Raw genomic sequence first — 16,008 nt, 5'->3', positions numbered from 1 at the left:
CGTAGAGTCAGGTTAGGCAAACCTTATGAGCACGCTCGGCCGATCCGTCGGCGCCCCCGTCCTCGGCTTCGGCAGTGGCACGGGCGCCGGCATCGGGCCGGTGGACGGATCAGGACGGGATCGACATGTCGGACGACACCAAGGACGCCAGACGCCCACACGGCGAGCTCGTGGCGGACGTGCTCGCCGCCCTGTGGGCGGCCGACGGGCCGCTGACGGCCCAGCAGGTCAACGACGCCCTCGGCCTCGGGCTCGCCCGGACGACGGTGGCGACGATCCTGGGGCGACTGCACGAGAAGGGGACGCTCGTCCGCACGCGCGCCGGGCGGGGCTTCGCCTACGCGCCGGTGGCCGACGCACCCGGGCTGGCCGCGGGCCGCATGCACCGCGAGCTGGAGAGCGAACCGCGCCGCGACCTGGTGCTGAAGCGCTTCGTGTCCTCGCTCTCCGAGCACGACGAGGACGTGCTGCGGAGCCTGCTGCGGGAGTCCGAGGAGGGCGCGTGACCCTCGCCCTGGCGCTCGTCGCGCTGACGTTGCTCTGCCCGTGGGGTGCGGTGCCTGCCGCGCGCCGCCTGGCCCGGCTCCTCCCGCCGCGTGCCGCGTCCCTGGCGCTGACGGGGACGGCGGTGCTGCTGGCCGGGGGTGCCGTGGCGGCGCTGGTCGGACTGCTCCACGTGCCGCTGCTGGCCTCGCTGGAGCGGATGCCCGTGCCGCGGCTGGCGGCGAGGTGGCCGGTCGCCGTGCCGGTCGCAGGCGCGGCCGGGGCGGTGCTCGTGGTCCAGGCCGTGCTGGTGGCACTCCGGTGGCGCGGGCAGCGCGCGCTGCTCGCGCGGGCCTGGGCGTCGGTCGGCGACCGGACGGTCGGCGGCGACCTGCTGGTGGTGCCGGACGCCGACGCGGACGCCTTCGCGCTGCCGGGCCGCCACGGTCGCGGCGGGCGGGTCGTCGTGACGGCCGGCATGATGCGGGCGCTGGGCCGGACCGAGCGCGACGTGCTGCTGGCCCACGAGCGGGCCCACCTGTCGGGCCGTCACCATCTCCTGTCCTGCGTCACGGATCTCGCCGCGGCGGTCCACCCCGCGGTGCGGGACATCCGGTCGGAGCTGGCCTTCCACCTGGAGCGGTGGGCCGACGAGTCCGCTGCCGCGTCGGTGGGCGACCGCCGGGCGGCCGCGACCGCCATCGCCCGGGCGGCGCTCGCCTCCTCGTCGTCCACCGGGCCGGCCCGGCGTCCGGGGCTGCTGCTGTCGGTGAGTACGGGTCCGGTGCCGCGCCGCGTCGAGGCCCTGATGGCGCCGGCCCCCGGGGCACCGCGGGGGCGCGCTCTGCGGGCGCTCACGCTCGGCCTCGGGGCGGTGGTGGCGCTCGCGGTGGCGTCGGGCCTGGGCTCCGCGTACGGGCTGCACGAGTACGTGGAGGCGGTGGTACGCGCCGCACAGGGCCGGTGACGCCGCTCCCCCGCCGCGCCGGGCACGCCACGAGCGCCGAACGCCGGGTGCCGAGCGCCGAGCGCCGAGTGCCGAGCGCCGAGTGCCGAGCGCCGAGTGCCGATCGGGGGCGTACCGGGCTGCCCGCGGGTCCGCCGCGCTGCGCGCCGGACACGGACGGGCCGGAGGCGTGCCGCGGACCGCGCCGGACACGTCGGACGACATCGATGTAGACAGAGAGCCCGGGCCGCCGCTAAGGTCAGCCTGGGCTGACTCCTCGGAGCTGCCCCGACGCTCTGCGTCGCACGCCCGGACGGGGAACCCCGGTGACCCGCGGGCCGGATCGCCGCCCGGCGCCACTCCCCTCGTCACGGCCGCCGCGTCCGGTCCGGTGCACGGGCCCGTCACGGCCTCCCGCGACGGCAGGACCGGGCGTGACCTGTCCCCTTCTCAGCGATTGGATGCGGCGTGTACGACGGGCGGAAGGGGTCGTCGAGTCCGTTCGAGCAGACCGTGCATCTCCTCGCGGCGGCCTCCGGTGCGGCCGAGGCCCGGCTGGCGGAGCGCCTGGCCGGTCGGGACACGACCCGCGACCACCTGTCGGCGCTCGAAGCGCTCGCCCGGCTCGGACCGCACGCCCGGCCCGACCTCGCGGCGCGGCTCCCACTCGGCCCGACGGCCGCGGCCCGCGTCGTCGGCGACCTGCTGTCGGCCGGCCTCGCGCAGTCCTTCTTCGTGCAGATCGGCGGGCGCCACGAGGTGATGACGATCACCGCCGCCGGGCAGGAGGCCCTGCAGCGCCTGCACGATGACGTCTCGTCCGTCCAGGACGACCTGCTCTCCGCACTGACGCGGGGCGAACGCTCCCAGCTGAACGCCCTGCTGCGGCGGGTGTGCGCGACCTCCGCCCGGGACCCGCGGCCGGCGCCGGTGCCCCGCCAGCCGTCCGGTCGGCGGACCGAGCGTGAGCGGGGCCGCCGCACCGAGCGGTCCGCCGAGCCGGACGGCGGCGTCGCTGCGGACGGGAACCCCGGGGAGGTCGCGGCCACCGAGCCCGACGGTGCGGCCGTGGACGGCGTCCGGTCCGGCGGGTAGCGCAGCCCGGTAGCGACTCCTGCAGTACCCCGTCCACCGGCCCGACCGCGATGGCGCGTCCGGCGGCGAGCAGCACCACCCGGTCCGCGCAGGCCGCCGCGAGGCCGAGACGTGCAGCACGACGACCACGGCGTCGCCCGCGGCGTCGCGTCCGGCTACCACCTCCCCGGGGGCGAGGGCACGTACGACACTGCCGCGCACACCCTCGTGGCCGGCTTCGACGGCAGCGTCCGCTGCGGGCCGGGCGGGCCGGATGGGCTGTGGAGGTGTCGGTCGCAGCCGCGACCGCCGGGCAGTGGCGGGCCGACGAGCCGGCTCGCCCGACTTCTCTCAGTCACTCGTTCGGGTGGCGGGCGGAGCGCCGCCCGGAGTTCTCCGTACACCACCCGTACGCTCGCCGAGGTCGTCGACGGGATACCAACGCCCCGGGAGTCGAGTGAAGCCGCAGCGCGTGGAGTTGCCGTCCGAGGTGGCGAGTGTGTGCGCCGCCGGAGCATGGGCGGGGCAGGTCGGTGAGGCCTGCGGGCTGGACGAGGACGGTCGGTACCGGCTCGGGCTGGCCGTCCGGGAGGCGACCGCCAACGCCGTCCTGCACGGGAACCGGCAGGACGGGGCCAAGCGCGTACGGCTCGACTGGGCGGCCTCGGACGGACGGCTGGTCGTCACGGTCGGCGACGAGGGAGAGGGTTTCACCCCGCCACCGCCCCCTCGGTCGCTCAACCTCACCGCCTCCGGGCGGGGGCTCACGCTGATCGGCCACTTCACCGACGGCTGCAGCGTCGTGCGCCGCGACGACCCGCCAGGCACCGACGTGGTCCTGGTGCTCGACATCGCTCCGTAGCGATCCCCCCAGAAGGCAGGCACCATGGCCCAGTTCACCACCCGGCAGCAGGACGGCGCCAGCATCGTCGACGTCAAGGGCGCCATCGTCATCGGCGTCGGGGACGTCCAGCTCCGCGAGGCGGTACGCGAACTGCTGTCGGACGGCAAGAAGAAGATCGTCCTCAACCTGGCCGACGTCACGAGGATCGACAGCAGCGGAATCGGCGAGCTGGTCTCCGCCTTCACCACCACCAGCCGCGAGGGCGGGAAGCTCAAACTGACCAACCTGCCCCCGAAGGTCTACGACCTGCTGGTCATCACCCAGCTGATCACCGTCTTCGAGGTGTTCGACAGCGAGGACGAGGCCGTCGCCAGCTTCGGCTGACTCGGGCCGAGGGCGGAGGACCGGCCGCGGCACGGCCGGTCCTCCGCCCTCGGTGTACGTTCGTCCGCGGCACCCCCCTCGGGGCCGACGGGGGCGCGGGCACCCCGGTCAGGCGCTCAGCGGGTACCGCGCGTCCAGGTCGCGGAAGACCGCGCCGTTCAGCGCGAACGCCCGCTTGCACTCCTCCGTCACCCGGCGCCGTTCGATGTCGTCGAGGGCGAGCCCGGCCGCGTCCAGCTTGGCGCGGTACTCGCGCTTGGCGGCCGCCGGATTGTCGATCCCGTCGAAGACGTAGAACCGCACGCCGTCGCCCTTGCGGGCGAAGCCCCAGGTCTTCTCGGCGATGCCGCGGATGATCTGGCCGCCCGACAGGTCGCCGAGGTAGCGGGTGTAGTGGTGGGCGACGTAGCCGGCGGGCCACTCGGCGGCGAGCCACTCCAGGCGGTCGACGTACGCCGCGGTGGCGGGCAGCGGCGCGAGGGCGTCCCGCCAGCCGGGGCCGCGCAGGTGGGCCAGGTCGCGCTCGATGGCCTCGGTGCGCATCAGCGCCCGGTCGATGAACGGGCCCGCGACCGGGTGCTCCGCCAGTTCGGCGGCCCGCCCCTCCAGGGCGCGGTAGACGTACCAGAGCTGACCGGTCAGGTCCGCGTACGCCTCGACCCCCAGCCGGCCGCCGAGCAGACGGCTCATGAACGAGGACTGCTCGGCCGCCTCGTGCTCCGCCCTGCTCGCGGCGCGCAGGACGGCGGAGAACGGGGCAGGCTGCTCGGGGGTGGACATACGGGCCTCCGTGGATCGGATCGTCACACCCCGATCTTTTATGGTTAGGCTTACCTAAGTCAATGGCTTACCGACAGGCCGTCGGCAACCCTCGCCCCCAGCATGCCCGCACCCCTGCACCGCATGCACCCCCGCACCACATGCACCTGCGCACCGCATGCACCTGCGCCTCCAGCCGGTGCGCCACCACCTCCGCCCCGTGCCGGGCCGCGAGTTCGGCGGCCGAGCCGAGGTGGTCCTCGTGCCGCACGGGCCCACGGGGAGCGGCGCGCGGCGACGCGACGGCCCGGGGTCGTCGCGTCGCCGTGCGGTGCCCGGAGCTGCGGTGTGTCAGGCCGCGCTGCAGGAGACCGTCGGCCAGGTCCAGTTGCCGTTCGCCTGCACCGTGACGCCCCAGTTGTTGCCGCTGCCGTTCGGCTTCGCCGTCAGCACCTGCGCACTCGGGTAGCTCGCCGCGATGTTCCAGGTCGACAGGATCTTCGCCGGCGACGGCACGTTCATCGTCACCGTCCAGTTGCCGGCCCCGCTGACCGACACGTTGAGGTTGTAGCGGTCACTCCACTGCTGACCCGCCGACACCGTCGCCGTGCAACTGCCGCCGGTGCCACCGCCACCGCCCGTGCCACCGCCGTCGGGGGCGACGGCACGGCCGGTCTGCGGGGAGATCATGCCCGCGCACAGGCCGCGGCTCGCCAGCCCCTGGGCGATGCGCGGGATCGCCGCAAGGGTGTTGGCGGGCCACTCGTGCATCAGGATGATCTGGCCGTTGGTGAGCCGGGCGTTGGCCTGCACGATCGCGTCGGTGCTCGCGCCGTTCCAGTCCTGCGAGTCGACGTCCCAGATGACCTGCGTCAGACCGTACTTGGCCTCGACCGACTGCAGGGTGGCGTTGGTCTCGCCGTACGGCGGGCGGAACAGCTTCGGCGTGCCGCCGCCCGCGGCGGCGATGGCCTGCTGGGTCCGGGAGACCTCGGAGTCGATCTGCGCCTGGCTCTGCTGGATCAGGTGCGGGTGGGTGTAGCTGTGGTTGCCGACCCACATGCCGGCGTTGACCTCGGCCTGGACCTGCGCCGGGTAGGACGCGGCGAACTGGCCCTCGTTGAACATGGTGGCCCGCAGGCCGTTCTGCTTGAGCGCGTTGAGCACCGCCGGCGTGTGGTCGTTGGACGGGCCGTCGTCGAAGGTCAGCCCGACGTACCCGTTGCAGGTGGCGGCGTGCGACGGGGTGGCGCCGACGGCGGTGAAGGTGATGGTGCTCGCCACGGCCACGACGGCGACGGCGAGTCGTGCGACCAGCGAGCGGATCGACGGATGCGGTGTGGTTCGCATGCGGGTGGGTCCTCCTTGTGGGGGCGGCGCAACCACGGCCGGGCTTCATCGGGTGGCTGTGCACGGATGAAGCCCGGCCTCTGGGTGTTCCGGGCTGTCGTCGGGTCAGGCCGCGCTGCAGGAGACCGTCGGCCAGGTCCAGTTGCCGTTCGCCTGCACCGTGACGCCCCAGTTGTTGCCGCTGCCGTTCGGCTTCGCCGTCAGCACCTGCGCACTCGGGTAACTCGCCCCGATGTTCCAGGTCGACAGGATCTTCGCCGGCGACGGCACGTTCATCGTCACCGTCCAGTTGGTGGCCCCGCTGACCGACACGTTGAGGTTGTAGCGGTCACTCCACTGCTGACCCGCCGACACCGTCGCCGTGCAACTGCCGCCGGTGCCACCGCCACCGCCCGTGCCACCGCCACCGGTCGAACCGCCGGAGTCGCCCAGCGTGATGTTCGAGTTGCCGCTGCTCTGGTACCCCTCGGTGGCGAGGACCATGTAGTTGAAGCTGCCCAGGTTCATGCCCTTGCCGGCCCACGCGTCGAAGTGGTTGCCGGTGGTGATGGTGCCGCCGGTCCGCTTCGACTGCCGGACGCTCCAGTACTGGTTGAAGGTCCGGGTGCCCTCGATGGAGGGGGCGTTGGTCCGGGTCGTCTCGTAGATGTCGTAGGTGCCGCCGTCGCTGGTGACCGTGCCCTTGAACGTGCCCGTGGGCCGGTAGGTGCCCCAGTTGTCGACGACGTAGTACTCGACGAGCGGGTTGGTGGTCCAGCCGTAGAGGGCCAGGTAGGCGTTGCCGGACGGGTTGAAGCTGCCCGAGTAGTTGACGCTCCGGCGTCCGCCGGTGCTCCAGCCCTTGCCGGCCACGAAGTTGCCGCTGTTGCTCCACGAGGTGCCGTACGTGCCGCCGGCGCCCAGGTTCATGGAGACGGATCCGCCGCCGTCGGTCCAGAACGAGTAGTAGTAGCCGTTGTTGGTACCGGTCTGGTTCGAGGTGATGGTCGTGTCGGCGCCGGCCGTCGCCGGCATGGCCAGCGAGGCCACGGCCAGGACCAGGGCGCAGACGCTGCCGACGAACAGCCTGAGCCTGCCGCGGCGTGCGCGGCTCCCGGGACGGGTGGGGACGTGGGTCATCGGTGTGTTCCTCCTAGCGGGGCGGGTGGGACGGCCGGGGGTACGGGGTGGCCCGGCCGGGGCCGTTGACGGCCGGGGTGAGGGTGACCACGGTGGACGGCGACCGGCGGGCGGTCACCGTGCACCGGCGCCGGGCGACGTGTCCGGACATGGCCGGTACCCGTACGCCCGGCCACCGGAGGACCGGGTCGCGGTGGCGACCGGATCGGCCTGTGGTTGAGGTCCGTCAACGGCGATCAGTGTTGATCTGACCCTGTCGACTGTCAACGGTTTCGACAGTAATCGCGAAACCTTTTCCCCCAACGCCACTCCGCCTTCGGGTATTTACGCTGTTCACGCTGGACTGTCGCGCAATCCCACCGGAGATCGATTGGCTCGTTCGACCGGAAGATCCTCGATCAGAGCCACAGGTAACGAAACATTTCGCTGCAGAGGCCGATCGTTCAGGCGAAGGCTCCGCGGATGAGCGACAGGGCGCGGCGGCGCCGGAGACGGCAGCAGCCGCACCCGGGGGCCGCCGCGCCGAGTTCCGTCACCCGATCGGGCGACCGTTGGGCGCGTTCGCCGTGAGCTTCACCGCCGCACCGCAAGGATCGTCCGTATGCACTCCGACTGGGAGTCGCACCGGCCCCTACCCTCACCAGGAGACAACCGTCATGGCCCCGATCCCCAACGGCACCTACGGAATCGTCAAGTACGGCGAGCAGCACCTGACCCTCCAGGACGCGAAGGCCCCGGCCGTCCTGCTGCCGCCGACCGGCCAGCCCGGCGAGCAGGAGTGGCAGGTCGAGAGCCTCTCCAACAGCAACGTCACCATCAGGAACCTGCGGCACGAGACGTACCTCAGCTACGACGGCGTTCCCGAGATCAACAAGATGCTCCGCGGCTCCTCGCAGGCCACCGAGTGGCAGCTCCGGCAGTCCGCCCAGCCGCAGACGTTCCACATCGTCGTTCCCGGTGGTCCCGTCGACGGCGTCGAGCTGACCGTCGACCTCAGCCTGCTGCGGATCTTCCCGCCGATGACCGCGCTGCGGCCGCTGGAGCCGCAGGACGTCCGGCAGGCGTGGCAGTTCGCGTTCCACGAGTAGGCCCACCCGCCGTCCGCCGCCGTCCCGCCCCGGCCACGGGGCGGGACGGCGGCGGACGCACGCCGGAGCCGGCCAGCCACCCGCGCACCGGGGCCGCCGCACCCGTCGACAGGTCCACGAGCGGAGTCCACGAGCCGCATCCAGGAGCCGCATCCACGAGCCACGCGCGGTACGGCGCACGGCGACGCCGCCGCCGGGCCGATGCGGAGCATCGGGCTCAGAATGGGAGGCACCTGCTGTTCCCACCGGCCCGGGAGGCGTCCGTGAAGGACCTCGAGTTCACCCAGAAGCGCAAGCTGTCGCGTGCCGAGGCCGCCGATCAGCTCGACGCCCTGGCGGCTGCCGTCCGGCGCGGCGGCCAGGCCGAGCTGGACCTCGGCCCCGGCAAGCTGACGCTGCGGATCCCCGACGAACTCCAGACCGAGATCGAGGTCGAGCTGGACGACGGCGAGGTCGAGCTGGAGATCGAGATGTCCTGGCGGACGGACCGACCGGACCGAGCCGAGGACGCCGAGGACGCCGACGGCTGACGGCTGACGACCCGCGCGCCGGGCACCGTCGCGGCGACCGTCCCCGGGCCGCGGACGCCGCCGCGTGGCGTGGGCGTAGGCTCGGCCGGATGGACATCCGCATCGCCACCCGCGAGGACTGGCCGGCCGTCTACCGGTTCTACTCGACGATCATGGCCGAGGGCCGCACGTACCCGTTCCCCGAACAGCAGAGCCTCGACGAGGCGGAGCCGTGGTGGATGGAGCGGCCGCCGGGCCGCACGGTGGTCGCCGTCCGGGGCGGGGAGATCGTCGGGTCCGCCAAGATGGGGCCGAACCGGCCCGGTCGCGGCGCCCACATCGGCACGGCCTCCTTCCTCGTCGACCCGGCGCACCAGGGCCGTGGCGTGGGGCGGGCCCTGGGCGAGCACGTCATCGGCTGGTGCCGCGCGGAGGGCTTCCGCGGCATCCAGTTCAACGCGGTCGTGGAGGTCAACGCCCCTGCGGTGCACCTCTGGACGTCCCTGGGGTTCGCCGTCCTCGGCACCGTGCCGGAGGCCTTCGACCATCCCGAACACGGCCTGGTCGGGCTGCACCTGATGTACCGTCGGCTCTGACGGAGGGCCCCGACGCGACGGCCCGGGCCGTCCGGCGCGTGACTCCGGGCGCCGGACGGCCGCGTGCCTATAGTGGGGGCGCGGCCGACGATCCCGTCCCGGCCCTGCACCGCCGGAGCGCCGTGGTGAACGCCGTGCCGAAGCGCCTCGCCGAGCGGTGGACCGCGCCCGACCCGCCGGAGGCCCGATGAGGATCAACCTGTCCAGCGTCTTCGTGGACGACCAGGACAAGGCCCTGCGCTTCTACACCGAGGTGCTGGGCTTCGTGAAGAAGACCGAGATCCCGTTCGGCGAGGCCCGCTGGCTGACCGTGGTCTCCCCCGACGCCCCGGACGGCACCGAGCTCGTCCTCGAACCCGACGGGCACCCCGCCGTCGGGCCTTTCAAGGCGGCGCTGGTCGGCGACGGCATCCCCTTCACGTCGTTCGCCGTCGACGACGTCCACGCGGAGTTCGACCGGCTCCGTGCGCTGGGCGTGCGGTTCGTCCAGGAGCCCGCGTCGGCGGGCCCCGTCACGGTGGCGGTGTTCGACGACACCTGCGGCAACCTGATCCAGATCGCCCACCAGAAGTAGCCGCCGCGGGCGGGACGGGCATCCTCGAGTACGGCGGCGACGTCCTCTCCGGCCACGTCGTTCCAGGACACGGCGGCCCGACAGGTTACGCTCGCGACCGGGAGGGCCCGCCGGGTACCGAGGAGAGCAGCACGGCACAGACCGATCGCGAACAGATCATCAGAACGTTGACGTTCTGGTTGCGGCCCGGCTTCGCGCTGCGCTGCTTCGCCCGCTTCCAGCGGATCGTGGGCTTCGACCGCTCGATGGCGCTGGCTGCCAGTGCGCTGGCGGCGACGATCCCGCTGTCGATCATCTTCGGCACCGTCCTGGCGAGCAGCGGCCATCAGGACGCCGCGGACCGGCTCATCAACCGCTACCACCTCACCGGTGGCGGCGCGGAGGCGGTGGAGCAGATCCTCTCGCCGCCACCCGAGGCGAACACCACCATCGGCATCTTCGGGACGCTGTTCCTCGTGATCTCGGTGCTGAGCTTCGCGCGCGCGGTGCAGCGGCTGTTCGAACAGGCCTGGGAGCTCAGCCCGCTCAGCGTGCGCAACACGCTGAACGACCTGCTGTGGGAGCTCGGTCTCGCCGGCTACCTGGCGGTCACGGGCCTGGTCTACGGATTCCTCGGCCACGGACGGCTCCAACTGGGTGCGGCCGCGGCGGAGGTACCGGTGACCACGGCCTTCCTCGTCTGGAGCGGCTGGGTCCTCAGCGCGCGCCGGATCACCTGGCGCGACCTGCTGCCGTTCGGCGTCATCGCGGGCTTCCTGGAGGGGGCGTACTCGATGGGCGCGACCCTGTACCTGCCGCACCTCTTCAGTTCCTCGGCCTCCCGGTACGGCGCGATGGGCGCGGTGTTCGCGATGCTCTCGGCCATGTTCGGTGTCATGCTCGTCGCCGTCGGCTCGGCCGCGCTGGGGCGTGAGGTGCACGACGAGCTCGTCCACATCCGCAGGGGCGAGCGGCCGCCCGACGACGAGGTGCGCCGCGAGTGGAACAACGTCATCGACCAGATGCGCCTGCGGTGGCAGAGCGCCCGGAAGCAGATCTCCCGCTCCCGCCGGTCGAAGGAGCCTGACGGCCCCTGAACCCGGACCGGATCGCCGCACCGCCACCGCCACCGCCGCCACGCACCGCGGCGCCGCGACCGGCGGCAGGACCACCGGGTGGCGGCGGTCCTGCCGCCGGTCGCGGCGGGCGGGAAGGGAGAGCGTCAGGAGGTGTGCGGGCAGGTGCCCCGGTACTCGTCGATGGTCAGGCTCGGCTGCGGCAGCGGGCACAGGAACTGCTCGTAGCGGGTGTCGTTGTCGATGAAGCGCTTCAGCCACGAGATGCTGTACTTCGCGATCGTGGTGTTCGCCGAGTTCGGCGAGAAGTGCGTCCCGTTGTTCAGCTCCAGGTACGCCTTGTCGAGGGTGGACGGCAGGCTCTGGTAGAACGGCTCCGCGTGGGTGGCCACCGGTGCGATGGTGTCGCCGTCGGCGCCGATGATCAGGGTGGGCGTCTGGACCTCGGGCCAGGTCGTGTCGGTGTTCCACGGGGTGAGCGGGATGGCGGCCTGGAGCGACGGCCGGCTCTTCGCGGCCTCCAGGGTGCCGCCGCCGCCCATCGAGTGGCCCATGACGCCGAGTCGGCTGGTGTCGATCCGGGTCCGCGCGCTGCTGGTCTGCGTCAGGTAGTCCAGCGCGGACAGCAGCTGACGGCCCCGGCTGGCGGGCTGGTCGAGGGTGGTGAGGGTGTCGATGGTGAAGACGACGAAGCCCTGCGAGGCGAGACGGGGGCCGAGCCAGGCGATCGACGACTGGTAGGCGGTGTAGCCCGGCGCGATCACCACGGCGCCGAAGGTGCCGTCGGCCGTGGAGGTCGGGTAGTAGATGGTGCCGCCGCCGAACCCGCTCACGAGCAGCGAGGACACGGTCGTCTGCGAGACCGCGTACGGGCCGCTCGTGGCCTCGATGCTCGACGTGGTCGGCGCGGGGCCGCGCTCGTACGGGTTGCCCGCGGCCTGCGCGCCGGGCGCCACCGCGGCACCGAGGCCGCCGAACGCCAGGAGCGCCGTCAGGCCCGCCACGAGGGTCCGCGAACGGCCCGCGCGGCTCCGGTGACGGGGGCCGGCGGCGACGCCCTGCGCGTCGGCACCGCCCTCGGCGAGGGTGCGGGTGGTGAGGGTGGTGTCGCTGTCCTGCTGGTGCACGACGGAGTCGTCCTCTCGGTCGTGGCGGCACCGCACCGGACGCGCCGAGCCCTGGTGGGGGCCCGGGCACTCTCCCGCTGCCGGTCGGTGCCGCCGTGGGGGCTGGCGGCACCAATGTCGTGCCTGCGCCCGGGGAACGCATCGGGGAAATCACCGGCCGCGTTCATGCCGACTCCGCCGCACGCCCCGCGCCCGGGCCCACCGGGTTCCCGCCGAGGGGCCGTCGCACCACGTGGTTCTCTCCGACACGGCCGCACCGGACGGCTCGGGCGCACCGGACGCACCGGACGGCTCGGACGCACGGGACGGCTCGGACGCACTGGACGGCTCGCCCTCCCGGCGGGTGCCGGGCGGACGAGCCGTCCGTGGAGGGGCGTCCGTGGGACGCCGGGCGCCGATCCGCCGGGGGCTCCACCCACCCGGATCAAGCCCGGTCAGGCCGGATCAGGCTGGATCGCTCCTGGTCAGGCCGGACCAGGCCGGACGGCTCCGGGTCAGGCCCTGGCCCCGGCGGCCGGTGCGGGGTCGGCGGAGGCCCCGGCGGGCGCGTCCCCGGCCTCGACCGGGCGGGCGGCGGGGATGGCGGCGGCGATCAGGGCCGCGACCAGGGCGACGCCGCAGCCGACGATCAGGCCGGTGCGGAAGCCGCTCTCCGACGTGAGGCTGTGACCGCCGAGGTCGATCGTCATCTGGGAGAGGACGACGCCGACGACGGCCGCGCCGGTGGAGGTGCCGAGGGAGCGCATGAGCGTGTTGAAGCCGTTGGCCGCCGCGGTCTCCGACCGGGGGACGGAGCTCATGATCAGGGCGGGCATGGAGCCGTAGGCCAGGCCGACGCCGCTGTTGACGGTCATGCCGACGAGCATGATGCCCCAGGCGGTGCCCATCAGCGGCAGCGCCAGGCCGTAGCCGGCGGCGATGACGAGGACGCCGCAGACGAGCGTGAACTTCGGGCCGCGGGCGTTGGTGAGCTTGCCGCCCAGCGGGGAGACGATCATCATCATGATGCCGCCGGGGGCCATCCACAGGCCCGCGGCGAGCATCGACTGGCCGAGGCCGTAGCCGGTGGCCTTCGGGAACTGCAGCAGCTGAGGCATGATCAGCATGCTCGCGTACATGCCGAAGCCGACGAAGATCGAGGCGATGTTGGTGACCAGGATGCGCGGGCGGGCCGTGGTGCGCAGGTCGACCAGCGGGTCGCGGGTGCGCAGCTCCCAGACGCCCCAGCCCAGCAGCGCGACGACGGACGTGGCGAAGAGGGCGACGATCGTGCCGGATCCCCAGCCCCAGTCGGCGCCCTTGGAGACGGCCAGCAGCAGGGTGACGAGGCCGACGGCCAGGCCGAGCGCGCCGGGCAGGTCGAAGCGCTGACCCTTGGCGGCGGCGGGGACCTCGGGCACCAGGAACCAGATCAGGACCCCGATGGCCAGCGCCAGCACCGCGGAGCCCCAGAAGAGCACGCGCCAGTCGGCGTACTGGGCGACGGCGGCGGAGATGGGCAGGCCGAGGCCGCCGCCGATGCCCATGGAGGCGCTGACGAGGGCGACGGAGGAGCTGAGCTTCTCCGCGGGCACCACGTCGCGCAGCAGGGCGATGCCGAGCGGCACCATGCCCATCCCCATGCCCTGCAGTCCGCGTCCGACGATCATGGGCACGACGGAGGAGGCCAGGGCGCAGACCACCGAACCCGCCACCAGCGGCACGGCGCAGACGAGGAGCATGCGGCGCTTGCCGAGCATGTCGCCGAGGCGTCCGGAGATCGGCACGCAGACGGAGCCCACCAGCAGGGTGACGGTGATCACCCAGGCGGCGTTCGACGACGAGGTGTGCAGGATCTGCGGCAACTCCGCGATGAGCGGGGTGACCAGCGTCTGCATGATCGCCGCGGTGGTGCCCGCGAGGGCGAGCGTGGCCACCACGCCGCCGGTGCGGGTCGATGTCTGGGGGGCGTCCACTCGGACTCCTCGGGCTACTCGGCTACTCGAAACAGCAATGGTTGTGCATAGTGCACATTGCATGCATCATGCACGTCGTGTGGCAGATACACAAGGCTGTGGCACGATGGAGGGACGAGCCCATCCCCCCACCCGCGCCACGCTCGCCGACGGGCACCGGGGTCACGGTCAGGTCAGGAGGCGGCACACCGATGGTCAGGCCCACGCGCCAGGTCGAGTACGAGCAGATGCTCCTCAGCCGCCACGGACTCCTCAGCCAGGGAGGCGGCCGCCGAAAAGAGGGCGGCATGGAGCGCAGCGCGTACATCCTGCTCAGCCGCATCCGCGTGCAGGGGCCGATGTCCATCGGCGAGCTGAGCGACGCCTTCGCCCTCGACGCCTCCACGCTCAACCGGCAGACGGCCGCGGCGGTCCGCGCGGGGCTGCTGGAGCGCATCCCCGACCCGGACGGCGGCCTGGCCCGCAAGTTCCGCATCACCGCCGACGGCGAACGGAGCCTCGACGAGGAGCGCGAGGCCATGGTCGGCATCCTCGACGACATCATGGCCGACTGGCCGGACGCGGACATCGCCGCGTTCGCGGGCTACCTCAAGCGGTTCAACAGCGGTATCGAGCGCCGCATCGGCGGCCACCCGTGGCCCCGCCCCTGACGCGGCGCAGCCGGGACGGCAGCGGGCAGGCAGCGAGCAGGGGGCGGGAGCGGGGGGCGGCCCGGGACCGGGTCCGCGAGGCCGTCGCGCAGGTTTGGGCGCGCGTACGGCGGACAAGCGCTCTATGATCCGCTCCGCAGCGACGGACAGGGCGACGCCATGCTCCTCTTCACGCGGTACCTGGTGACCTTCCCCGGTTCGCTCTGCGGCCATGCCCCGCAGCAACGCCTGATCGTCACCTCCACCGGCACCCTGGGCCCGGGCGGCCACCCGGTCTACGCCGACGAAACCGGCCGGCTCCGGCTGGAGATCACCGCGCGCGGCATCGCGCACCTGCTGACCCCTGCCGTCGACGCCCTCGAACCCCCCGGGCCGCTGCACGCCGAGCCGCTCCGCTAGGGGATCGTCCCAGGGCTCGTCCGGCTCGTCCGGCTCGTCCGACAGCAGGCTCGCCGGGGCCCTCCCGGCAGGGCGGTCCGGCCGTCAGGCTCCGGCCGCGACCGGGACCGGGACGGACGGGGCGACCGCGGCGGACGGGCCGGCGGACGCCAGGGCGGCCGCGGCCAGCAGTCCCGGCCGCGGGCTGCACAGCAGAGGGACCGCCCCGGACCAGCCCTCCGCGACCTCGGCCATCGACGCCTGCGCCAGGACGATCACGTCGGCGTCGGCGAGGCGGCCCGCGGCCTCGCGCACGGCGGCGAGATACCCCTCGCGGTCACCGGCCTCGAAGCGCTCCCAGGCGCCGTCCACCACGGTGACCGTCACGGCGACGGAGCGGCCCGACCGGGCGGCCTCCTCCTCGATCAGCGCGACGGTGGGCCCGACGGTGTCGGACAGTGCGGCCACGACGGCGATCCTGGGGCCGGACGTCGCCGGGCCTCCCTCGGCAGGTGCGGGCCCGGCCGCCACCGCCGCTGCAGCCATCGGCCGGTCCACCCGGAGCACGGGCACCGGCGCGTCCGACCGGTCCGCGCATGCGGCCACGGCCTCGGCGACCGCGCCGACGGTCGAGCACGTGCACAGCACCGCGGTCGCCCCGGCGGCCACGAGGTCGTCGACCAGGGCACCGATGTCGCCGGCGACCGCGGCGGGGCCGTCCCGGCGCGCCCGCTCCAGCACGTGCTCCGCGACCCGGTGCTCCAGGCGGAGCCCGGGCGCGAGTTCGGCCCCCAGGGCGTCGAAGGTGGCGACGTGCACCGGAGAGGTGTGGAGGAGGCCGAGCACGGTGTCCATGAGTCCCTCTCGTACGGCGGCCGGGCAGACCGCGGGTGCGGACACGGTAGCGCAACCGTCGTGGCTGACAGGTCGTCACCGGCCCGAAGCCGACCGTCCCACCGACCCCACCCCCGGGGCCGCTCCACCGCCCCCGGGGCCGTTCCGGCCGGGCATCCGGTGGTATCCCGTGGGCCGTCCGGGCGAGCGGGCGACGGCCCGGCCGACCGGCCCGCCCTCCCGGGGGATGGTCCGGCGAGCCCCGTCCGCGGCCCTGCCCGCC

18 protein-coding genes are annotated in these 16,008 nt (G+C 73.5%); 12 read left to right on the top strand and 6 right to left on the bottom strand.

Features of this window, described 5'->3' with window-relative positions; translation table 11 throughout:
* Positions 1-125: 125 nt before the first annotated feature.
* The 5 genes from OG335_RS33400 to OG335_RS33380 all read left to right on the top strand — a co-directional run bounded on the left by OG335_RS33400 (position 126) and on the right by OG335_RS33380 (position 3,731).
* On the top strand, positions 126-506 hold the full coding sequence (locus OG335_RS33400) for a BlaI/MecI/CopY family transcriptional regulator (protein ID WP_405014877.1): 381 nt from the start codon (positions 126-128) through the stop codon (positions 504-506).
* Positions 503-1,450 (top strand): M48 family metalloprotease, encoded by a 948-nt coding sequence (locus OG335_RS33395; RefSeq protein WP_405014876.1) that lies wholly within the window; start codon positions 503-505, stop codon positions 1,448-1,450. The genes OG335_RS33400 and OG335_RS33395 overlap by 4 nt, the downstream gene beginning before the upstream one ends.
* Positions 1,451-1,897: 447 nt before the next feature.
* Positions 1,898-2,524, top strand: a complete 627-nt coding sequence (locus OG335_RS33390; protein ID WP_405014875.1) for a MarR family winged helix-turn-helix transcriptional regulator — start codon at positions 1,898-1,900, stop codon at positions 2,522-2,524.
* Between the two features lie 436 nt (positions 2,525-2,960).
* Positions 2,961-3,365 carry an ATP-binding protein gene (locus OG335_RS33385; RefSeq protein ID WP_405014874.1) on the top strand — a complete coding sequence of 135 codons (405 nt, stop codon included), beginning with the start codon at positions 2,961-2,963 and terminating at the stop codon, positions 3,363-3,365.
* 24 nt (positions 3,366-3,389) lie between these two features.
* A complete protein-coding gene (locus tag OG335_RS33380; RefSeq protein WP_405014873.1) occupies positions 3,390-3,731 on the top strand; it encodes an STAS domain-containing protein in 342 nt (113 codons plus the stop codon).
* Between the two features lie 108 nt (positions 3,732-3,839).
* Here OG335_RS33380 and OG335_RS33375 read toward each other — a convergent pair whose 3' ends face one another.
* The 3 genes from OG335_RS33375 to OG335_RS33365 form a co-directional block, all read right to left on the bottom strand.
* Positions 3,840-4,511, bottom strand: coding sequence for a heme oxygenase (biliverdin-producing) (locus OG335_RS33375; protein ID WP_405014872.1), 672 nt, complete (start codon positions 4,509-4,511; stop codon positions 3,840-3,842).
* Between the two features lie 330 nt (positions 4,512-4,841).
* Positions 4,842-5,840, bottom strand: a complete 999-nt coding sequence (locus OG335_RS33370; protein ID WP_405014871.1) for a polysaccharide deacetylase family protein — start codon at positions 5,838-5,840, stop codon at positions 4,842-4,844.
* 105 nt (positions 5,841-5,945) lie between these two features.
* On the bottom strand, positions 5,946-6,959 hold the full coding sequence (locus OG335_RS33365) for a glycoside hydrolase family 11 protein (protein WP_405014870.1): 1,014 nt from the start codon (positions 6,957-6,959) through the stop codon (positions 5,946-5,948).
* Positions 6,960-7,615: 656 nt separating this feature from the next.
* Here OG335_RS33365 and OG335_RS33360 point away from each other — a divergent pair.
* From OG335_RS33360 to OG335_RS33340, 5 genes are all read left to right on the top strand, one after another.
* Positions 7,616-8,047 carry a hypothetical protein gene (locus OG335_RS33360; RefSeq protein ID WP_405014869.1) on the top strand — a complete coding sequence of 144 codons (432 nt, stop codon included), beginning with the start codon at positions 7,616-7,618 and terminating at the stop codon, positions 8,045-8,047.
* A 263-nt stretch (positions 8,048-8,310) separates the two neighbouring features.
* Complete coding sequence (locus OG335_RS33355; RefSeq protein ID WP_405014868.1) at positions 8,311-8,577, top strand: amphi-Trp domain-containing protein; 267 nt, start codon at positions 8,311-8,313, stop codon at positions 8,575-8,577.
* Positions 8,578-8,666: 89 nt separating this feature from the next.
* Positions 8,667-9,152, top strand: a complete 486-nt coding sequence (locus OG335_RS33350) for a GNAT family N-acetyltransferase (RefSeq protein ID WP_405014867.1) — start codon at positions 8,667-8,669, stop codon at positions 9,150-9,152.
* A gap of 187 nt (positions 9,153-9,339) precedes the next feature.
* A complete protein-coding gene (locus OG335_RS33345; RefSeq protein ID WP_405014866.1) occupies positions 9,340-9,726 on the top strand; it encodes a VOC family protein in 387 nt (128 codons plus the stop codon).
* 167 nt (positions 9,727-9,893) lie between these two features.
* Positions 9,894-10,802, top strand: a complete 909-nt coding sequence (locus OG335_RS33340; RefSeq protein ID WP_405014865.1) for a YhjD/YihY/BrkB family envelope integrity protein — start codon at positions 9,894-9,896, stop codon at positions 10,800-10,802.
* 125 nt (positions 10,803-10,927) lie between these two features.
* Here the strand turns inward: OG335_RS33340 and OG335_RS33335 are convergent, their stop codons facing one another.
* Positions 10,928-11,785, bottom strand: a complete 858-nt coding sequence (locus OG335_RS33335) for an alpha/beta hydrolase family protein (RefSeq protein WP_405015614.1) — start codon at positions 11,783-11,785, stop codon at positions 10,928-10,930.
* Positions 11,786-12,402: 617 nt separating this feature from the next.
* Positions 12,403-13,863, bottom strand: a complete 1,461-nt coding sequence (locus OG335_RS33330; RefSeq protein ID WP_405014864.1) for an MFS transporter — start codon at positions 13,861-13,863, stop codon at positions 12,403-12,405.
* A gap of 191 nt (positions 13,864-14,054) precedes the next feature.
* Between OG335_RS33330 and OG335_RS33325 the strand changes: the two genes are divergently transcribed.
* A complete protein-coding gene (locus OG335_RS33325; protein ID WP_405014863.1) occupies positions 14,055-14,513 on the top strand; it encodes a MarR family winged helix-turn-helix transcriptional regulator in 459 nt (152 codons plus the stop codon).
* A gap of 159 nt (positions 14,514-14,672) precedes the next feature.
* Complete coding sequence (locus OG335_RS33320; RefSeq protein WP_405014862.1) at positions 14,673-14,912, top strand: DUF6296 family protein; 240 nt, start codon at positions 14,673-14,675, stop codon at positions 14,910-14,912.
* A gap of 84 nt (positions 14,913-14,996) precedes the next feature.
* On the opposite strand, the gene OG335_RS33315 is transcribed toward OG335_RS33320, so the two are convergent.
* Entirely contained in the window at positions 14,997-15,737 is a 741-nt protein-coding gene (locus OG335_RS33315; protein WP_405015613.1) for an arylsulfatase, read from the bottom strand.
* Positions 15,738-16,008 lie beyond the last annotated feature (271 nt).

Source organism: Kitasatospora sp. NBC_01539, assembly GCF_045040525.1.
In the GTDB taxonomy this organism is placed as follows: domain Bacteria; phylum Actinomycetota; class Actinomycetes; order Streptomycetales; family Streptomycetaceae; genus Kitasatospora.
Note: the sequence above shows the minus strand (reverse complement) of the source record. Positions and strands in the feature narration are given on the sequence as shown.

Coding starts and splice junctions, on each gene's coding strand:
- OG335_RS33400 (WP_405014877.1), top strand. CDS start 126: ATGTCGGACGACACCAAGGACGCCAGACGCCCACACGGCGAGCTCGTG.
- OG335_RS33380 (WP_405014873.1), top strand. CDS start 3,390: ATGGCCCAGTTCACCACCCGGCAGCAGGACGGCGCCAGCATCGTCGAC.
- OG335_RS33375 (WP_405014872.1), bottom strand. CDS start 4,511: ATGTCCACCCCCGAGCAGCCTGCCCCGTTCTCCGCCGTCCTGCGCGCC.
- OG335_RS33370 (WP_405014871.1), bottom strand. CDS start 5,840: ATGCGAACCACACCGCATCCGTCGATCCGCTCGCTGGTCGCACGACTC.
- OG335_RS33365 (WP_405014870.1), bottom strand. CDS start 6,959: ATGACCCACGTCCCCACCCGTCCCGGGAGCCGCGCACGCCGCGGCAGG.
- OG335_RS33360 (WP_405014869.1), top strand. CDS start 7,616: ATGGCCCCGATCCCCAACGGCACCTACGGAATCGTCAAGTACGGCGAG.
- OG335_RS33350 (WP_405014867.1), top strand. CDS start 8,667: ATGGACATCCGCATCGCCACCCGCGAGGACTGGCCGGCCGTCTACCGG.
- OG335_RS33345 (WP_405014866.1), top strand. CDS start 9,340: ATGAGGATCAACCTGTCCAGCGTCTTCGTGGACGACCAGGACAAGGCC.
- OG335_RS33325 (WP_405014863.1), top strand. CDS start 14,055: ATGGTCAGGCCCACGCGCCAGGTCGAGTACGAGCAGATGCTCCTCAGC.
- OG335_RS33320 (WP_405014862.1), top strand. CDS start 14,673: ATGCTCCTCTTCACGCGGTACCTGGTGACCTTCCCCGGTTCGCTCTGC.